13 protein-coding genes are annotated in these 16,001 nt (G+C 68.2%); 7 read left to right on the top strand and 6 right to left on the bottom strand.

Annotated features, from left to right (window positions below; all coding sequences use genetic code 11):
* Window positions 1-4: 4 nt before the first annotated feature.
* Window positions 5-856 carry an ABC transporter permease gene (locus B7L05_RS01870; RefSeq protein ID WP_085808538.1) on the bottom strand — a complete coding sequence of 284 codons (852 nt, stop codon included), beginning with the start codon at window positions 854-856 and terminating at the stop codon, window positions 5-7.
* A 67-nt stretch (window positions 857-923) separates the two neighbouring features.
* On the opposite strand from B7L05_RS01870, the gene B7L05_RS01865 reads away from it, so the two are divergent.
* The 3 genes from B7L05_RS01865 (at window position 924) to B7L05_RS01855 (ending at window position 3,912) form a co-directional block, all read left to right on the top strand.
* Window positions 924-1,658, top strand: coding sequence for a GcrA family cell cycle regulator (locus tag B7L05_RS01865; RefSeq protein WP_085808537.1), 735 nt, complete (start codon window positions 924-926; stop codon window positions 1,656-1,658).
* 170 nt (window positions 1,659-1,828) lie between these two features.
* Window positions 1,829-2,227, top strand: coding sequence for a TadE/TadG family type IV pilus assembly protein (locus tag B7L05_RS01860; protein ID WP_179187093.1), 399 nt, complete (start codon window positions 1,829-1,831; stop codon window positions 2,225-2,227).
* Window positions 2,227-3,912, top strand: coding sequence for a pilus assembly protein TadG-related protein (locus tag B7L05_RS01855; protein WP_085808535.1), 1,686 nt, complete (start codon window positions 2,227-2,229; stop codon window positions 3,910-3,912). The genes B7L05_RS01860 and B7L05_RS01855 overlap by 1 nt, the downstream gene beginning before the upstream one ends.
* 15 nt (window positions 3,913-3,927) lie before the next feature.
* Here the strand turns inward: B7L05_RS01855 and B7L05_RS01850 are convergent, their stop codons facing one another.
* On the bottom strand, window positions 3,928-4,791 hold the full coding sequence (locus B7L05_RS01850) for an outer membrane protein (RefSeq protein WP_085808534.1): 864 nt from the start codon (window positions 4,789-4,791) through the stop codon (window positions 3,928-3,930).
* A 158-nt stretch (window positions 4,792-4,949) separates the two neighbouring features.
* Here B7L05_RS01850 and parE point away from each other — a divergent pair, with 158 nt between their 5' ends.
* The 3 genes from parE to B7L05_RS01835 are packed head-to-tail and all read left to right on the top strand — an operon-like array spanning window position 4,950 to window position 9,509.
* Window positions 4,950-6,929 (top strand): DNA topoisomerase IV subunit B, encoded by a 1,980-nt coding sequence (parE, locus tag B7L05_RS01845; protein WP_085809040.1) that lies wholly within the window; start codon window positions 4,950-4,952, stop codon window positions 6,927-6,929.
* Between the two features lie 31 nt (window positions 6,930-6,960).
* Window positions 6,961-9,198: a ribonuclease R family protein gene (locus B7L05_RS01840; protein ID WP_144037083.1), complete on the top strand. Its 2,238-nt coding sequence runs from the start codon at window positions 6,961-6,963 to the stop codon at window positions 9,196-9,198.
* 2 nt (window positions 9,199-9,200) lie between these two features.
* On the top strand, window positions 9,201-9,509 hold the full coding sequence (locus B7L05_RS01835) for a hypothetical protein (protein WP_144037082.1): 309 nt from the start codon (window positions 9,201-9,203) through the stop codon (window positions 9,507-9,509).
* A gap of 44 nt (window positions 9,510-9,553) precedes the next feature.
* Here B7L05_RS01835 and B7L05_RS01830 read toward each other — a convergent pair whose 3' ends face one another.
* Entirely contained in the window at window positions 9,554-10,726 is a 1,173-nt protein-coding gene (locus B7L05_RS01830; protein ID WP_085808531.1) for a trans-acting enoyl reductase family protein, read from the bottom strand.
* A gap of 14 nt (window positions 10,727-10,740) precedes the next feature.
* On the bottom strand, window positions 10,741-12,519 hold the full coding sequence (locus tag B7L05_RS01825) for an ABC transporter transmembrane domain-containing protein (protein WP_085808530.1): 1,779 nt from the start codon (window positions 12,517-12,519) through the stop codon (window positions 10,741-10,743).
* Between the two features lie 129 nt (window positions 12,520-12,648).
* On the opposite strand from B7L05_RS01825, the gene B7L05_RS01820 reads away from it, so the two are divergent.
* Window positions 12,649-13,866 carry a polyhydroxyalkanoate depolymerase gene (locus tag B7L05_RS01820; RefSeq protein ID WP_085808529.1) on the top strand — a complete coding sequence of 406 codons (1,218 nt, stop codon included), beginning with the start codon at window positions 12,649-12,651 and terminating at the stop codon, window positions 13,864-13,866.
* Window positions 13,867-14,115: 249 nt separating this feature from the next.
* On the opposite strand, the gene B7L05_RS01815 is transcribed toward B7L05_RS01820, so the two are convergent.
* Both B7L05_RS01815 and B7L05_RS01810 read right to left on the bottom strand, forming a co-directional pair.
* Window positions 14,116-14,592, bottom strand: a complete 477-nt coding sequence (locus B7L05_RS01815) for a pyridoxamine 5'-phosphate oxidase family protein (protein ID WP_085808528.1) — start codon at window positions 14,590-14,592, stop codon at window positions 14,116-14,118.
* 162 nt (window positions 14,593-14,754) lie between these two features.
* Entirely contained in the window at window positions 14,755-15,933 is a 1,179-nt protein-coding gene (locus tag B7L05_RS01810; RefSeq protein ID WP_085808527.1) for an acetyl-CoA C-acyltransferase, read from the bottom strand.
* Window positions 15,934-16,001: the final 68 nt, after the last annotated feature.

Below are 16,001 nucleotides of genomic sequence, written 5' to 3'. Positions count from 1 at the left end.
CTGGTCAGTTCTTCAGCCGCCAGCCGCGCCGCAGCAGCGTGTAGCACAGGATGCCGAGCGCGACGTCGATCGCGAGGATCACCAGGCTGCCGAGCAGCACGGGCGAGTCGGCGATGCCGAGGAAGCCGTAACGGAAGCCGGAGATGATGTAGAAGAATGGGTTGGCATGGCTGATCGCCTGGAACGCGGGTGCGAGGCGATCGACCGAGTAGAAGGTGCCGGACAGCAGCGTGAGCGGCGCGATGACGAAATTGGTCACCGCCGCGGCGTGATCGAACTTCTCCGCCCAGATCGAGGTCAGCACGCCGATCAGCGCGAGGAACGTCGAGCCGAGCAGCCCGAACCATAGCACGGCGACCGGGTGGCGCGGCAGGATGTGGACGCCGGGCCACAGCAGCATAGCCAGCCACACCGTCACGCCGACGAGGAAGGCGCGCGTCACCGCGCCGCCGACCAGCGCGGCGAGCAGTTCCGCGGTCGACAGCGGCGGCATCAAATAGTCGACGATCGTGCCCTGGATCTTGCCGACGAGCAGCGAGAAGCTGGCATTGGCGAAGGCATTGTTGAGCATGCCCATGACGATGAGGCCGGGCGCGACGAAATCGGCGAACTGCACCGTGCCGCCGCCGATCGGTACCGCGCTGCGCCCGCCCAGCGCGACGGTGAAGATGACGAGATAGAGGAGCGTGGTGATCGCCGGTGCCCAGATCGTCTGGAGCTGCACCTTGAAGAAGCGGCGCACCTCCTTCACATATAGGGTCTTCAGGCCGCCCCAATTGACGTTCCGGATCGTCGGCACGCCGGGCGCGCTCCTGATCAACGATTGATCTCTGCCGATCGGGGGGTGGCTGCTCATCGCGATATCGCGTAGTCGCTGCCGCCGCCTGCCGCAACCGGCGCCAAGTGAAGGAACGACGAGGCCCATGTCCTGGACCGACGAACGCATCGATACGCTGCGCAAGATGTGGGAAGGCGGCCAGACCGCCAGCCAGATCGCCGAGGCGCTCGGCGGGGTGAGTCGCAATGCCGTGATCGGCAAGGCGCATCGCCTTGGGCTGCAGTCGCGTCCGTCGCCGGTGGTGCCCAAGGACGCCGAGGCGAAGGCCGAGCCGGCGGCGCCGGAGATCGCGGCTGCACCTGTCGAGGCAGCGCCCGAGCCGGTTGCTGCCGCACCCGCTGCGCCCGAGCCGGCACTCGAGGTGGAAGAAACCGAAGCCGACGCCGAGCCCGAGGCGACGTCCGGCCCCGTCTTCACGCAGTCGGCGGATCACCGGCCGATCACGATCACCACGCCACTTGAGCCCGAACGATCGGTCGATCAGATGCGCATGGTACGATCGGTCGGGCCGGGCGGGTTCGTGCGGCAGGCGCCGGGCGAGCAGCAGGCGCCGAGCACGCCCGCGCCGCCGCGCCGGCTGGTGCCGGCCAAGCCCTCCGCGGAGATTGCGGGCAAGACGACGCTGCTCGAACTGAGCGACAAGGTGTGCAAGTGGCCGCTCGGCCATCCGGGCGAGCCCGATTTCCACTTTTGCGGCGACAAGGTGAACCCCGGTTTCCCGTATTGCGTGTCGCACTGCGGCCATGCCTATCAAGCGCAATTGCCGCGTCGCGATCGCCGCGCCGCGCCGCTGCCCTTCGGCGGACCGCGCGCACGCTGATTGCGCATCCCGGCATCCGGAATGGTGTAAACCATGCCGGCCAAGGTACGAGGATCATACGCAATCTGCGCTGATCACGGCGTGATTGGCGCAGTGCGGCGCTAAGCTGACAAGCGGTATTCCTGCGTCCGGAAGGACCGGGGATAGCCGTGCGACAAACTGCGTCATCGTTGGCCGACAGCCGCCGCGGGGTGGCGGTGATCGAGTTCGCGCTCGTCCTGCCGCTGCTCGCGCTGCTGACGCTCGGTATCCTCAGCTACGGCCAGTATTTCCTGCTGGCCCATTCGGTGCAGCAGATTGCAAACGATGCCGCGCGGGCGACGATCGGCGGGCTGAGCCCGGCGGAACGCGTTGCGCTGGCGAATGGCACGGTGGCGCGCGAACTGCGGCAACTGCCGGCGGTGCAGTCGGGGCAAATGAGCGTCGCGGTCGAGGATGCGGGCGAGCTGACGATCGTGCGGCTGCGGCTCGATGCCGCGACGCACGGCGTGTTCGCGGCGCGCATGGTACCGATGCCCGATCCGGTGATCGAGCGGCGCGCGACGGTTCGCCAGGGCGGGATCGAGTGATGCGGCCGGCGGCCGCAGCGCGCTTCCACCCGCTCAGCGGCGTGCGGCGGTTGGTGCGCGATCGGCGGGGCGGCGTCGGGCTGATGGTGGCGGGCATGATGCCCGTGCTGGTCGGCTTCGCGGCCTTCGCGATCGATGTCGGCGCGGTGCAGCTCGAGACGCGGCGCCTGCAGGGCATCGCCGACGCCGCCGCGCTGGCGGCGGCGAGCACGACCAGCGGCGCGGCGCAGCGAGCGCAGGCGATCGTTACCGGATCGGGATGGCAACACCCGGTCGCGGTGCGCGTCGAACAGGGCGCCTATTCGGCCGATCCCACCAAGGCGCCATCGGCGCGCTTCGTGGCCAGCGCCAGCGGTGCTGATGCGGCGCGCGTGACGCTGGAAAGCACGGTGCCGACATTTTTCGCGCGCGTGTTCGGCACGCGCGAGGTGTCCATCGCCCGAACCGCGACGGCACGCCGTCAACGCTTTGCCGCCTTTTCGATCGGATCGCGGCTGGCGAGCATCGATGCCGGGCTGCTCAACGCCTATCTCGGCGCGTTGACCGGCAGCGAAGTCCGGCTGACGGCGATGGACTATGACGCGCTGGCGAGCGCGCAGGTCGATCTGTTCGCGCTGCTGCCGCTGGTGCGCAGCAGCGCAACGCTCGACGCGGTGACGTTTCGCGACATCCTGACGAGCCAGGTGGCGACGCCCAAGCTGCTCGACGCCCTGGCGCAGGCGCTGACTGGCAGCAACCAGACGACCGCGGCGGCGGCGGTGCGGCAGATCGCGACGGTGGCGGGTGGAGCCTCAGTGTCGCTCGGTGCGCTGATCGACGCCGGGCCGCTCGGTGGGCAGGCCGCGGGCGGCACGGGCATCGCGCAGGTCGATGCAATGGCGCTGGCGACGGCGATCTTGCAGCTCGCCGGGCCGCGGCGGCAGGTGGCGATCGATCTGGGGACGTCGATCCCGGGGCTCGCGTCGACCCGCCTGATGCTCGCCGTCGGCGAACGCACGCAGCAGTCGCCGTGGATCGCGATCACCGAAACCGGCACGCCGATCGTGCGTACGGCGCAGGCGAGGGCATATCTCGAGACGCTATTGTCGCGGGTGGCGCTGCCGGGACTCGGCAGCCTTGTGTCGATCAATCTGCCGGTGCTTGTCGAACTGGCGAGCGCGGAGGGGCGTCTGGCTGCGATCAATTGCGCGGCAGGTGCAGGGCGCGGGGTGACGCTGGAAGGACGGACCGATGTCGGCAGCGCGGCGATCGGGACGATCGACACAAGCCGGCTCGACGATTTCTCGACCGCGCTAGTGCCCGCGCGTGCGGCGCTGGTGGATACGCTGCTGATCGATGTGATCGGAAGCAGCCGGCTGTCGCTCGGGGCGGCCGAGCCGTGGCGGTCGCTGCGGTTCAGCGAGGGCGAGATCGCGACCCGGTCGCGCAAAACGGTGGCGAGCAGCCAGCCGCTCGGCGGCATCGTCAGCTCGCTGATCGGTCAGGCGTCGCTCAGCGTTCAAGTTATTGGGTTGCCGATTCCGATCGATCCGCTGCTGCGCGGTGTCGGTGCGGCGCTGACGCCGATCGCGCCGGCACTCGATCGCCTGCTGATGACGGCGACGGGCACGCTTGGTGTCGGGTTGGGTGAGGCGGACCTCAGCGTTACGGGGATGCGATGCGGCCAGGCGATACTCGTCGCCTGACCGCAGCGCAGCCGATCAGAAGCGGAACGCCGCCGTTGCGCGGATCGAGTGCCAGCGGAACTTGTCGTCGCTGCGACGGAAATCGGTACCGCCGGCGTTGCCGAGCAGGAACGGATTGGTCGCAGGCGTCGTACCCGAGTTGCCGGCGCGGACGCGATAGTCGTCGTCCTGATACTCGTGGAACATGTATTCCAGACCGACCGAAAAGTTGCGGCCAAGCTTCTGCTCGACGCCGCCGCCGCCGGTGATGCCCCACTGGTTGCGCTTGCCGCGCTCGGCGAAGCCGTTGGCGGTATTGGTGGTGTAGAAGCTTCGGTCGACGCGCGCGTAGCCGGGGCCGAACGTGCCGTAGAACAGCGTCGTGTCGTTGGGCGTGTAGCCGATGCGGCCGCGGATCGAGCTTTCCCACTCGATCGAGCGCGTCATCACGTACGACGCGGGCGTCGTTGAGAAAGCGGTGACGCTGTCGTTGATCTCGCTCTTGCCGAACTCGCCCAGCACGCCGACGACGATGCGGCCACGCTGCTGATCGGCGCCAATGCGCGCGTAATACGACCAGCCGTCCTTGTCGTTGCGGCAGCCGGCGGGCGCGGTGGTGTTGGTCGGCGAGGTGGCGGCGCGGGTGCTGCCGTTGCAGAAGCCACCGACCGGGCCACCGAACGCGTTCGCGCCGGTCGCGGTCGTCACCGTGTCACCGAAGCGGCCGTCGAGGTTGCGATCGAATAGGATGCGCGAGCCGATGTCGTTGCCCTGCACGTCGTAGCCGCCGGCGGCGCCGATGTAAATACCGTTGAATCCGGTTTCGTCGTCGACCGTCTGCGCGGCGACCGCGGGCGCGATCAGGGTGGCAGCAATGCCGGCGAGAATAAGGGACTTCATACGCGAACCTTTCGAATAGACTTGATCGAGGATAGCCGCAGGAACGGTGCCGCCCCGCGAAAGGATGCATGTCGAAAGGTTGCTTCGGCACCATCGCCGGAAACCGTTGCATCGATGCAACAGGTCGCCGCGCGGCGCGGATCGGCTATATGGACGAAATGCCCGATCAAGATCTGTTCCGCACGGCAGCACCGGCCGGCACGTACGACGCCTCGTCGATCGAGGTTCTCGAAGGGCTGGAACCGGTGCGGCGGCGGCCGGGCATGTACGTCGGCGGTACCGACGAGCGCGCGCTGCACCATCTGGCGGCCGAGGTGCTCGACAATGCGATGGACGAGGCAGTCGCGGGGCATGCGACGCGGATCGACGTGACGTTGGAGCCGGGCAACCGGCTGACGATCGTCGACAACGGGCGGGGCATTCCGGTCGACCCGCATCCCAAGTTTCCGGACAAGAGCGCGCTCGAGGTGATTCTGTCGACGCTGCATTCGGGCGGCAAGTTCACCGGCAAGGCCTATGCGACGTCGGGCGGACTGCACGGTGTGGGCGTGTCGGTGGTCAACGCGCTGTCGTCCGACACGGTGGTTGAGGTGGCGCGCGACCGGCAGCTGTATCGCCAGCGCTTCGCCAAGGGGCAGACGCTTGGGCCGCTGGAAGCGGTCGGCGCGGCGCCCAACCGGCGCGGTACCTCGGTCGCGTTCACGCCCGACGCGGAGATCTTCGGCCCTGAGCTCGGCTTCAAGCCGGCGCGGCTGTACCGGCTGGCACGATCCAAGGCGTATCTGTTCGCCGGCGTCGAAATCCGCTGGAAATGCGCGGCCGAGCTGATCGCCGACGATACGCCGGCGGAGGCGGTGTTCCAGTTCCCAGGCGGGCTTGCCGATCATCTGCGCGAGCAGGTGGCAGGGCGCGAATGCGCGACGGCGGACTTCTTCTCCGGCGCGCAGGACTTTCCCGGCGAGGCCGGCCGCGTCGAATGGGCGGTTGCCTGGCCCTTGTGGTCCGACGGCAGCTACAGCTGGTATTGCAACACAATTCCGACGCCCGACGGCGGCACGCACGAGCAGGGATTGCGGCAGGCGCTGGTGCGCGGGCTGCGATCGTTCGGCGAGCTGGTAAAGGACAAGCGCGTCAAGGATCTGACCGCCGACGACGTGATGGTCGGCAGCGAGCTGATGCTGTCCGTCTTCATCCGCGAACCGCAGTTCCAGTCGCAGACCAAGGACCGGCTGACCTCGCCCGAGGCAGCGGGGCTGGTCGAGAAAGCGGTGCGCGATCATTTCGACCATTGGCTGGGCCAGAACATGGACCGCGGGCGCGCGCTGCTCGGTTACGTGCTCGAGCGGATGGACGATCGGCTGCGTCGCAAGGAGGAGCGCGACGTCAAGCGCAAGACGGCGACGTCGGCGCGCAAGCTGCGGCTGCCGGGCAAGCTGACCGACTGTTCGGCCAACGCGCCGGGCGGGACCGAATTGTTCATCGTCGAGGGCGACAGCGCCGGCGGCAGCGCGAAGCAGGCGCGCGACCGCAAGACGCAGGCGATCCTGCCGATCCGCGGCAAGATCCTCAACGTCGCGTCGGCCACCAGCGCCAAGATCTTCGCCAATCAGGAGATCGCCGATCTAGGGCAGGCGCTGGGCTGCGGGACGCGCAAGGACTGCCAGCCCGACAATCTGCGCTACGAGCGCGTCATCATCATGACCGACGCCGACGTCGATGGCGCGCATATCGCGACGCTGCTGATGACATTCTTCTTCCAGGAGATGCCCGATCTGGTGCGGCGCGGGCATCTGTATCTTGCGCAGCCGCCGCTCTACCGGCTGACTGCGGGGACGAAGTCGCTCTACGCGCGCGACGATGCGCATCGCGCCGAGATCGAGCGGACGGTGTTCCGCGGCAAGAAGGTGGAGGTCGCGCGGTTCAAGGGGCTGGGCGAGATGAACCCCGGTCAGCTGCGCGAGACGACGATGGATCCCAAGACGCGCAGCCTGATCCGCATCACCCTGCCGCAGGAATATGAAGAGCGTGCCGGCGTGAAGGATCTGGTCGACCGACTGATGGGGACCAATCCGGCGCATCGCTTCGCCTTCATCCAGGAGAATGCGGCGCGGATGGACGAGGAAGCGATCGACGCGTGACCGCGGGGGATCGAGTACCTATCTAAGCTGGATGCGAAAACCACGGGCCGGGCTGCCGAGCCGCCAGCAGATCCTCGACTTCATCACCGGCAGCGATACGCCCGCGGGCAAGCGCGAGATCGCGCGCGCCTTCGGTCTGTCGGCACAGGACAAGATCGCGCTCAAGGCGCTGCTCAAGGACATGGCCGACGAGGGGCTGATCGACAGCGCGCCGGGGCGGGCGTTCCACAAGATGGGCGGGCTGCCCAAGGTGACGGTGCTGCGTATCGTCGACGTTGACGACAGCGGCACGATCTGGGCGACCCCTGAGCGGTGGGAGGCGGACACGCCGCCGCCGCGGCTGCGCGTGCGCGAGCGCAAGCGCGGCGAGAGCGGCGTCGGCATGCGCATCCTGGCGCGCACCGAGGAGGCGGGCAACGGCTGGATCGCCCATCCGCTGAAGGCGATCGCGCCGGCGGCGGAGCAGATGATCGGCGTGCTGCGCGGCGAGGGCGACCGGCTGTGGTTACAGGGCGTCGAGAAGAAGGACCGGCGCGAATATGCCGTGTCCGACGCGGGCGGCGCCGAGGCGGGCGATCTGGTGCTCGCCGAGCGCGCCGGGCGGCCGCCGCGGATCACCGCGCGCGTCGTCGAGCGGCTGGGCGATCCCTTCGCGCCAAAGAGCTTCTCGCTGATCGCGATCCACAAGCACGAGATCCCGCACGTCTTCAACCAGGAGACGCTGGACGAGGCGGCGCGCGTGGCGCGCCAGCCGCTGGGTGATCGGCGCGAGGATCTGACGCACCTGCCGATCGTCGCGATCGATCCCGCCGACGCGCGCGACCACGACGACGCGATCTGGGCCGAGCCCGACGACGATCCGGCGAACGTCGGCGGGTGGCGCGCGATCGTCGCGATCGCCGACGTCAGCTTCTACGTGCGGGCGGGCAGCGAGATTGACCGCGAGGCGCGGCGGCGCGGCAATTCGGTGTATTTCCCCGACCGCGTCGTGCCGATGCTGCCGGAGGTGTTGTCGGCGGATGTCTGCTCGCTGAAGGAGGGCGCCGATCGCGCCGCGCTCGCCTGCCACCTGCAGGTGACCAAGGCGGGGGCGCTCAAATCGTGGCGCTTCAGCCGTGCGACGGTGCGGATCGCGTCGAACATCGCGTACGAGGATGCGCAGGCGATGATCGACGGTCGCGCCGAGGCGCCGGTCGACGAGGCGTTGCTGACGGCGCTGCGTCATCTGTGGGATTGCTGGGCGGCGCTGCTGGCGGCGCGCGACAAGCGCGAGCCGCTGGCGCTCGACCTGCCCGAGCGGCAAGTGGCACTCGACGAGAAAGGGCGGCTCCTGTCGGTCGCGCCGCGCGAGCGGCTCGACGCGCACCGGCTGGTCGAGGATTACATGATCGCCGCGAACGTCGCCGCCGCCAAGGCGCTGGAGGCGAAGAAGGCGCCGGTGATGTATCGCATCCACGAGCCGCCGGCGCGCGAGAAGCTTGTCGCGCTGAAGGATTATCTCGAGACGTTCGACGTGCCCTTCGCGCTCGGCCAGGTCATCAAGCCGGCGACCTTTAACCGCATCATCGAGCGGATCGGCGACGCCGATTTCCGCCCGCAGGTGATGGAGCAGATCCTGCGCAGCCAGACGCAGGCCTATTACGGGCCGGGCAACCACGGGCATTTCGGCCTGTCACTGGGCAGCTACGCGCATTTCACCTCGCCGATCCGCCGCTATGCCGACCTTCTGGTCCATCGCGCGCTGACGAGCGCCTATGCGCTCGGCCCCGGCGGGCTGGCGGGCAACGAGGATTTCGAGCGGCTGGGCGAGACGATCAGCAAGCTCGAACGCCGCGCGATGGAGGCGGAGCGCGACACGATCGACCGCTACGTCGCCGCGTTCCTCGCCGAACGCGTCGGCGAGGTGGTCGACGCGCGAATCACGGGCATCCAGAACTTCGGCTTCTTCGCAACCGTCGAGGGTGTCGGCGGCGACGGGCTGATGCCGATCAGCGATCTCGGCGGCGAATATTTCCGCTTCGACGAGGCGGCGCGCAAGCTGGTGGGCGAGACGAGCGGCGAGGAATATACGCTGGGGCAGCGCATCAAGCTGCGGCTGGCAGAGGCCAATCCGGTGTCGGGCGCGCTGCGCTTCGAGCTGGCGGAGGGCAAGGGCGCGCCGCCGGTGCGCGGCAGCGGGCGCGACGCGCGTCCGCCGCGAGTGTTGAAGCATCGTGGGCGGCCGGCGAATATCCGGCACCAGAAGCGCGACAGAAAACGGGGGAAGTGACGATGGCGAATTTCGTGGTGCGGGCGGCGGAACGCTATTCGACCCGGGCGCAGAACCGGCTGGTCGAGCGGCTGCGCGCGGCGAACGCGCTGACCGCGGCACGTGCGATCACGCTGGCCCCCGAGGGGCGCGGTGAGACGCGGATGCTGGCGCGGATGACGGTGTTTCACGCGATCCGCGAGGAGGGCGGCCGGCACTGGCTGGACGAGCAGGCGCTGGTGCATTTTCGCAAGGAGGAGCTCGCCCGCGTACTCGGCGCGATCGCGGTGGCCGGCTTTGCCGCGGCGGGGGCGATCGCGCTGGGGCGGTGAGCGCGGAGGTGCCTCGCGCCGGTTAGCCCCAATCGCGGGCGGGCTCAGCTTGCAGTGAACGTCATTCCGGCGTGATCGATGAGGCGTTTGCGCAGTTCGGGACCCATCAGCGCGCCGGGGGTCCACACGCCACCGTCGCCCTTCACGTCGCGCACCAGGCACAGCGCGCTCTCGGCGAGCATCTTGCTGGTCGAGCCGTAGCCGGGATCGCGATCGCCGGTGACGACCGCGTCGAGCCGCGTGCCATCGGGCATCAGCCCGGCGAACAGCACGTCGTAGTGGCCGGTCTCGCGCTCCTCCTTGGTCGGGCCCTCGCCGGGCTTGGGGCCCTTGTTATCGGCGAACGGATTGAGCTTGGCGAGCGCCTCCGCCGCCGCTTTGCCAAGATCGCCGAGCCCGGTGACGACCATCTCATCGTAGACGAAATCGTCGCCGTAGTGCTGGCCGAGCAGAAAATTGGTGCGGTGAACGTTCTTGGTGTTGATCGGCGCCATGACGAACGGCGCGACCCATGCGCCGATCGTCGTGTCATATTCGGGGAGCAGCCCGGTCGGTTGATGCGGGCCATTGTGCCCCGGCGTCAGCGCGAAGGGGCTGGCGAGCAGCGGGATGAGCGACGGGTCCTTCACCGCTGCGGCCATCGTTGCCTTGAGGCTGGCCGCGGTACCGCCCGAGAAGCCGCCCTTCATCGTGCGGACGCGGCATTTGATGCGCGGGACGGGGCGGCCGAAGCGGGCGATCGCGGCCTCCTGCAGCGTCAGCACGCCGAGATCGAACGGGATTGAATCGAATCCGCAGGAGAAGACGATGCGCGCGCCGCTCGCCTTGGCGGCTTCGTGATGCGCGTCGATCATGCGGCGCATCCAGCCAGGCTCGCCGCACAGATCGACATAGGCGGTGCCCGTTTCGGCGCAGGCGGCAACAAGGTCGGTGCCGTAGAGCTGGTACGGGCCGACGGTGGTGATTACGACGGCGGTGCGGCGGCATAGCGCGCGCAGCGAGGCGGGGTCATCGGCGTCGGCGGTGACGAGCGGCACGTCCGCGCCGATCCCCATCTCGCGTCGGACTTCCTCGAGTTTCGTCAGCGAGCGGCCGGCCATCGCCCAGCGCACGCCTTCGGGATAAGCGCCGGCGATATATTCGGCGACGAGGCGACCGGTGTAGCCCGTCGCGCCATAGACGATCACGTCGAAGTCGGTTGCGGTCGCGTCGGCCATCGTCTCTCTCCCTCTCAGGCGGCTTCGCTGAACTGGAGGCTGGCGAGGCGCGCGTAGAGCCCGCCGCGCGCCATCAGCGCCGCATGGTTACCCTGCTCCACGATGCGGCCCTCGTCCATCACCACGATGCGGTTCGCGGCACGCACGGTGGCGAGGCGGTGCGCGATGACGAGCGTGGTGCGATCGGCCATCAACCGTTCGAGCGCCTCCTGCACCAGTCGCTCGCTCTCCGCGTCGAGCGCGCTGGTCGCCTCGTCGAGCAGCAGGATCGGCGCGTCGCGCAGCAGCGCGCGGGCGATCGCGACGCGCTGGCGCTGCCCGCCCGACAGCCGCGCGCCGCCCTCGCCGAGGAAGGTGTCGAGTCCATCGGGGAGCGCGCGTAGGAAGGTGGCAGCGTTGGCGGCCTCGGCCGCAGCCCATAGCGCGGCGTCATCGGCGTCCCAACGGCCGTAGCGCAGATTGTCGCGCGCGGTAGCGCCGAAGATCACGGTTTCCTGCGGCACCATCGCGATCCGCGCACGGACGGCGGCGGGATCGGCGGCGCGCAGATCGACGCCGTCGATCGAGACAGTGCCAGCAGCGGGATCGTAGAAGCGCTGGAGCAGCTGGAACAGCGTTGTCTTGCCGGCACCCGACGGGCCGACCAGCGCGACCGTCTCGCCCGGTTCGACGACGAGCGAGAAATCGTGCAGCGCGGCGGCGTCCTGCCGCGTCGGGTAGCGGAAGGCGACGTGATCGAAGGCGATCGCGCCGCGCGGCGGCTGCGGCAGCGTGGTGGGCTGCGGCGGCGCGGCGATCTCGGGCGTCTCGCTCATCAGCTCGGCGAGGCGGCCGGCGGCGCCTGCGCCGCGCAGCAGCTCGCCGTATACCTCGGTCAGCGCGCCGAACGCGCCGGCGACGATCCCGCCGGTCAGCACGAACGCGGCGATCGACCCGCCCGAGATGCGGCCAGCGGCGACGTCAACTGCGCCTTCCCATAGGACCAAGGTGATCGACCCAAAGATGAGGCCGATGACGATGGCGGTCATTACCGCTCGCAGCGCGATACGCTTCTCGGCCGCCGCCATCGTCGCCTCGACCGCGCCGGCGAAGCGCTGGCTCTCACGCCCTTCTTGCCCGAACGCCTGGACGATCTTCATCGCGCCGAGCGTCTCCGTCACCATCGATCCGACGTCAGCGATGCGATCCTGCGAGGTGCGCGAATAGGTGCGCACGCGCTTGCCGAGCAGCATGATCGGCAGGATGATCAGCGGGATGCCGAGGACGAGCAGGCCCGCGAGCTTTGGCGAGATCGCGAACAGGTAGATCAGCCCGCCGACGCCGGTGAAGGCGTTGCGCAGCGCGACCGACACTGTGGTGCCGACGACCGTCTCGATCTGGGAGGTATCGGCCGTCATGCGGCTGGCGATCTCGGACGGGCGGTTCTCCTCGAAGAAGCGCGGGCTGAGCGTCAAAAGGTGGCGGTGTACGCCGGTGCGGATATCGGCAACGACGCGCTCGCCGAGCCACGAGACGAAATAGAAGCGTACCGCAGTGCCGATCGCGAGCACGCCGACGATCATCAGCATGTAGTGGAACGCGCCGTTCACCGCCTCGCCGCCGCCGGCAGTGAAGCCGCGGTCGATCACGCGCTTGAAACTATACGGAATGGCGATCGTCGCGGCGGAGGTGATCGCGAGCGCGATCCAGGCGGCGGCGATCTGCCCCGGGTAGCGTTTGGCATGATGCCAAACGAGCGCGAGGTTGCCGATCCGACGGCTGGTGGGCGGTTCGTTCGCCGGGTTGCTTGCCATCGCCGCCGCCTAGCAGCGGCGCGACTGTGGCTCAACGGCCACCCGCCGGACCCATCGTGTCCCAGCCCCGTTGTGCAGTTGCACAATTGCGTTACGACACGTCCGTCGAAACCGCGCTCAGGATACCCGATGCTCTACGACGCCTATGAATTCCAGCGTTCCATGCTTGCTACGGCGAGCGCGATGGCCAATTTCGGCGCCGGGATGCTGAGCAATCCGGCAAACCCGTTCGCCTATTTCGGCGGCGGGCAGGTGATGGCATCGGCGCTCGACGTGTTCGCGCATGCGGCGGCATCGCGCGGCAAGCCGGCGTTCGGGCTCGACCATACGACGATCGACGGGCGGCGCGTCGCGGTGCACGAGCAGATCGTGCTGCAGAAGCCGTTCGGCCAGCTGAAGCGCTTCGCGCGCGACGGCATCGAGGGCGGGCCGCGGCTGCTGATCGTCGCGCCGATGTCGGGCCATTACGCGACGCTGCTGCGCGGCACGGTGGAGCGGATGCTGCCGTTCGCCGACGTGTACATCACCGACTGGCGCGACGCGAAGCTGGTGCCGACAAGCGAGGGGCGGTTTGATCTCGACGACTACGTCGATTACCTCGCCGCGTTCCTCGAGCATATCGGGCCCGGCGCGCACATGCTGGCGGTGTGCCAGCCATCGGTGCCCGCCTATGCCGCCGCCTGCCTGATGAGCGCCAAGGCGCATCCCTGCCGGCCGCGGACGCTGACGATGATGGGCGGGCCGATCGACACGCGCGAGGCGCCGACCGCGGTGAACCTGCTCGCGACGCAGCGCCCGCACGCATGGTTTGAGCAGAACGTCATCGCGACCGTGCCGGCGATGTATCCGGGGGCGGGGCGTCAGGTCTATCCCGGCTTCCTGCAATTGACCGGCTTCATGTCGATGAACCTCGGCAATCACATGATGAGCCACTGGGAGATGTTCAAACATCTCGTCCGCGGCGACGGCGAGAGCGCGGACGCGACCAAGGAATTCTACGACGAATATCGCGCGGTGTGCGACATGACGGCGGAATTCTATCTACAGACGGTCGATCTCGTCTTCCAGACGCACGCGCTGCCTAATGGTACGATGCAGCATCGTGGCGAGCCCATCGATCCCGGTGCGATCATCGACATCGGCATCCTCGCGATCGAGGGTGAGCGCGACGATATCTCGGGGCTGGGCCAGACCAAGGCGGCGCTCTCGCTCGCGCGCAACCTGCCGGCCGACAAGAAGCGCTATCATATGGCGGAGAGCGTCGGCCACTACGGGATCTTCAACGGATCGAAGTGGCGCGACCGGATCGCGCCGGTGGTGGAAGAGTGGATCAGCGCGCACGATTGAGGCGTCACCCAAGGCTAGCCTAGCCCCGGGGCGCGGACCCCGGCGCGCGGTCGCGTCTTGCGATCCTCTAATTCGCTGGCACTACGCTATCGCCAAGCAGTGACGTGCGGGTATCGATCGTCGATCAGCGTCGCCGATCATAATAAGCTCGAGCGGCGATCGAGTGCTCACACGAAAACGGCGCGTGCTGCAGATAGCACGCGCCGTTCGAATTCAGCGGCAGGCGCTAGGCGGCCTGCCGGCGTTGGATCAGGCGATCGAGCCGACCTTGGCGTGGCTCGACGATTCCGACGCCTTGATCGTGCCGCCGAAGAGCATCTTGAGGCGGCCGCTGAGCGACACGTCAGTCTCCCACAGCTCGGCCGAGGTGATGTCGAAGCGGTTCAGCCGCGCATCGGCCTTGCCGTTCGGGAACCATGCCTCGACGCGGTTGTCCCAAAGCTTGTCGAACGTCGCCTGATCGGTCTCCTGCGACACGCGGCCCGACAGGCAGCCGAAGAAATCGTGGCCCTTGCCGACGAACTGCGCCATCGCTTCGCCGCCCTTGGCGATGCGATTGTCGTGCGCCGAGAAGATGAACAGCGTGTTCGGCTGTGCATCGTCGAGCTTGACGTTCATCGGCTCCGAGTGGTTGCCGTCCATCAGGCCGATCATGATGAAGGGGCTTTCCTCAAGCTTCTTGAGGAAGGTTTCGGCGACTTCCTGCGGGCTGTCGTGATCGGCCATGTCTCTGCTCTCCTTGAGATGGATCAGCCGGGAGAACGACACGGATCAAGGTTGGTTGCGATCTTGCGGGCCCGAAACGACCGAAGCCCCCGATCGCGCGCGGCGACCGGAGGCTTCGCTTAGCGGGCGGAACATACGTGCCGCCCCGCCTTCACCGAAGGCTCAGAGGACTTCGAACAGCCCCGCCGCGCCCATGCCGCCGCCAACGCACATCGTGACGACGACGTACTTGGCGCCGCGGCGCTTGCCCTCGATCAGCGCGTGGCCGGTCATGCGCGCGCCCGACATGCCATAGGGGTGGCCGATCGAGATCGCGCCGCCGTTGACGTTGAGCAGCTCGTCAGGGATGCCCAGCTTGTCGCGGCAGTAGAGCACCTGGACCGCGAACGCCTCGTTGAGCTCCCACAGGCCGATGTCGTCCATCTTAAGGTTGAAGCGCTCGAGCAACTTGGGGATCGCGAAGACCGGGCCGATGCCCATCTCGTCGGGCTCGGTGCCGGCAACCGCCATGCCGACGTAGCGGCCGAGCGGGGTAAGGCCTTTCTGCTCGGCGACCTTCTCCTCCATCAGCACGCTGGCCGATGCGCCGTCCGACAGCTGCGAGGCGTTGCCGGCGGTGATGTTGAGGTCTGGACCGAGGACGGGCTTGAGGGCCTTGAGGCCCTCCAGCGTCGTGTCGGCGCGGTTGCCCTCGTCCTTCGACAGCGTCACTTCCTTGTAGGAGACTTCCTTGGTCTCCTTGTTCACCACTGCCATGTTGGCGGTGACGGGAACGATCTCGTCGTCGAACTTGCCGGCGGCCTGCGCGGCGGCGGTGCGCATCTGCGATTGATAGCCGTATTCGTCCTGCGCATCGCGGCTGATGCCGTAGCGCTTGGCGACCACTTCGGCGGTCTGCAGCATCGGCATGTAGATGTCCTTGTGCATCGCGACCAGTTCGGGGTCGGGCTGCACGCGCATCTGCGGCGTCTGGACGATGCTGATCGAATCGACACCCGCGCCGATCGTCACGTCCATGTTGTCGACGATGATCTGCTTCGCGGCGGTGGCGATCGCCATCAGCCCCGAGGCGCACTGGCGATCGAGCGACATGCCGGAAACCGAAGTCGGCAAGCCGGCGCGCAGCAGGGAGGTGCGCGCGATGTTGGTCGCCTGCGCGCCCTGCTGGAGCGCGGCGCCCATCACCACGTCCTGCACTTCCCCGCCGTCGATCTTGGCGCGCTCTACCGCGGCCTTGAGTGCGTGGCTGGCGAGCGTGGGCGACAGCGTGTTGTTGAAGGCGCCGCGATAGGCACGGCCGATCGGCGTGCGGGCGGTGGAGACGATGACGGCGGAACGCATGATTCGATTGTCCTTCGGTATCTCGGTTGCCGGCCGGCCGCGGGAGTGCGGCCGGCGCTTTCCCCGGG

This window comes from Sphingomonas sp. TZW2008 (assembly GCF_002117915.1).
GTDB lineage: Bacteria > Pseudomonadota > Alphaproteobacteria > Sphingomonadales > Sphingomonadaceae > Sphingomonas.
Note: the sequence above shows the minus strand (reverse complement) of the source record. Positions and strands in the feature narration are given on the sequence as shown.

Bases quoted from the DNA above. Each gene is read 5' to 3' on its own strand.
- B7L05_RS01840 (WP_144037083.1), top strand. From the start codon at position 6,961: ATGCGAAAACCACGGGCCGGGCTGCCGAGCCGCCAGCAGATCCTCGAC.
- B7L05_RS01820 (WP_085808529.1), top strand. From the start codon at position 12,649: ATGCTCTACGACGCCTATGAATTCCAGCGTTCCATGCTTGCTACGGCG.
- B7L05_RS01865 (WP_085808537.1), top strand. From the start codon at position 924: ATGTCCTGGACCGACGAACGCATCGATACGCTGCGCAAGATGTGGGAA.
- B7L05_RS01815 (WP_085808528.1), bottom strand. From the start codon at position 14,592: ATGGCCGATCACGACAGCCCGCAGGAAGTCGCCGAAACCTTCCTCAAG.
- B7L05_RS01870 (WP_085808538.1), bottom strand. From the start codon at position 856: ATGAGCAGCCACCCCCCGATCGGCAGAGATCAATCGTTGATCAGGAGC.
- B7L05_RS01825 (WP_085808530.1), bottom strand. From the start codon at position 12,519: ATGGCAAGCAACCCGGCGAACGAACCGCCCACCAGCCGTCGGATCGGC.
- B7L05_RS01810 (WP_085808527.1), bottom strand. From the start codon at position 15,933: ATGCGTTCCGCCGTCATCGTCTCCACCGCCCGCACGCCGATCGGCCGT.
- B7L05_RS01830 (WP_085808531.1), bottom strand. From the start codon at position 10,726: ATGGCCGACGCGACCGCAACCGACTTCGACGTGATCGTCTATGGCGCG.
- B7L05_RS01835 (WP_144037082.1), top strand. From the start codon at position 9,201: ATGGCGAATTTCGTGGTGCGGGCGGCGGAACGCTATTCGACCCGGGCG.
- B7L05_RS01850 (WP_085808534.1), bottom strand. From the start codon at position 4,791: ATGAAGTCCCTTATTCTCGCCGGCATTGCTGCCACCCTGATCGCGCCC.
- parE (WP_085809040.1), top strand. From the start codon at position 4,950: ATGCCCGATCAAGATCTGTTCCGCACGGCAGCACCGGCCGGCACGTAC.
- B7L05_RS01855 (WP_085808535.1), top strand. From the start codon at position 2,227: ATGCGGCCGGCGGCCGCAGCGCGCTTCCACCCGCTCAGCGGCGTGCGG.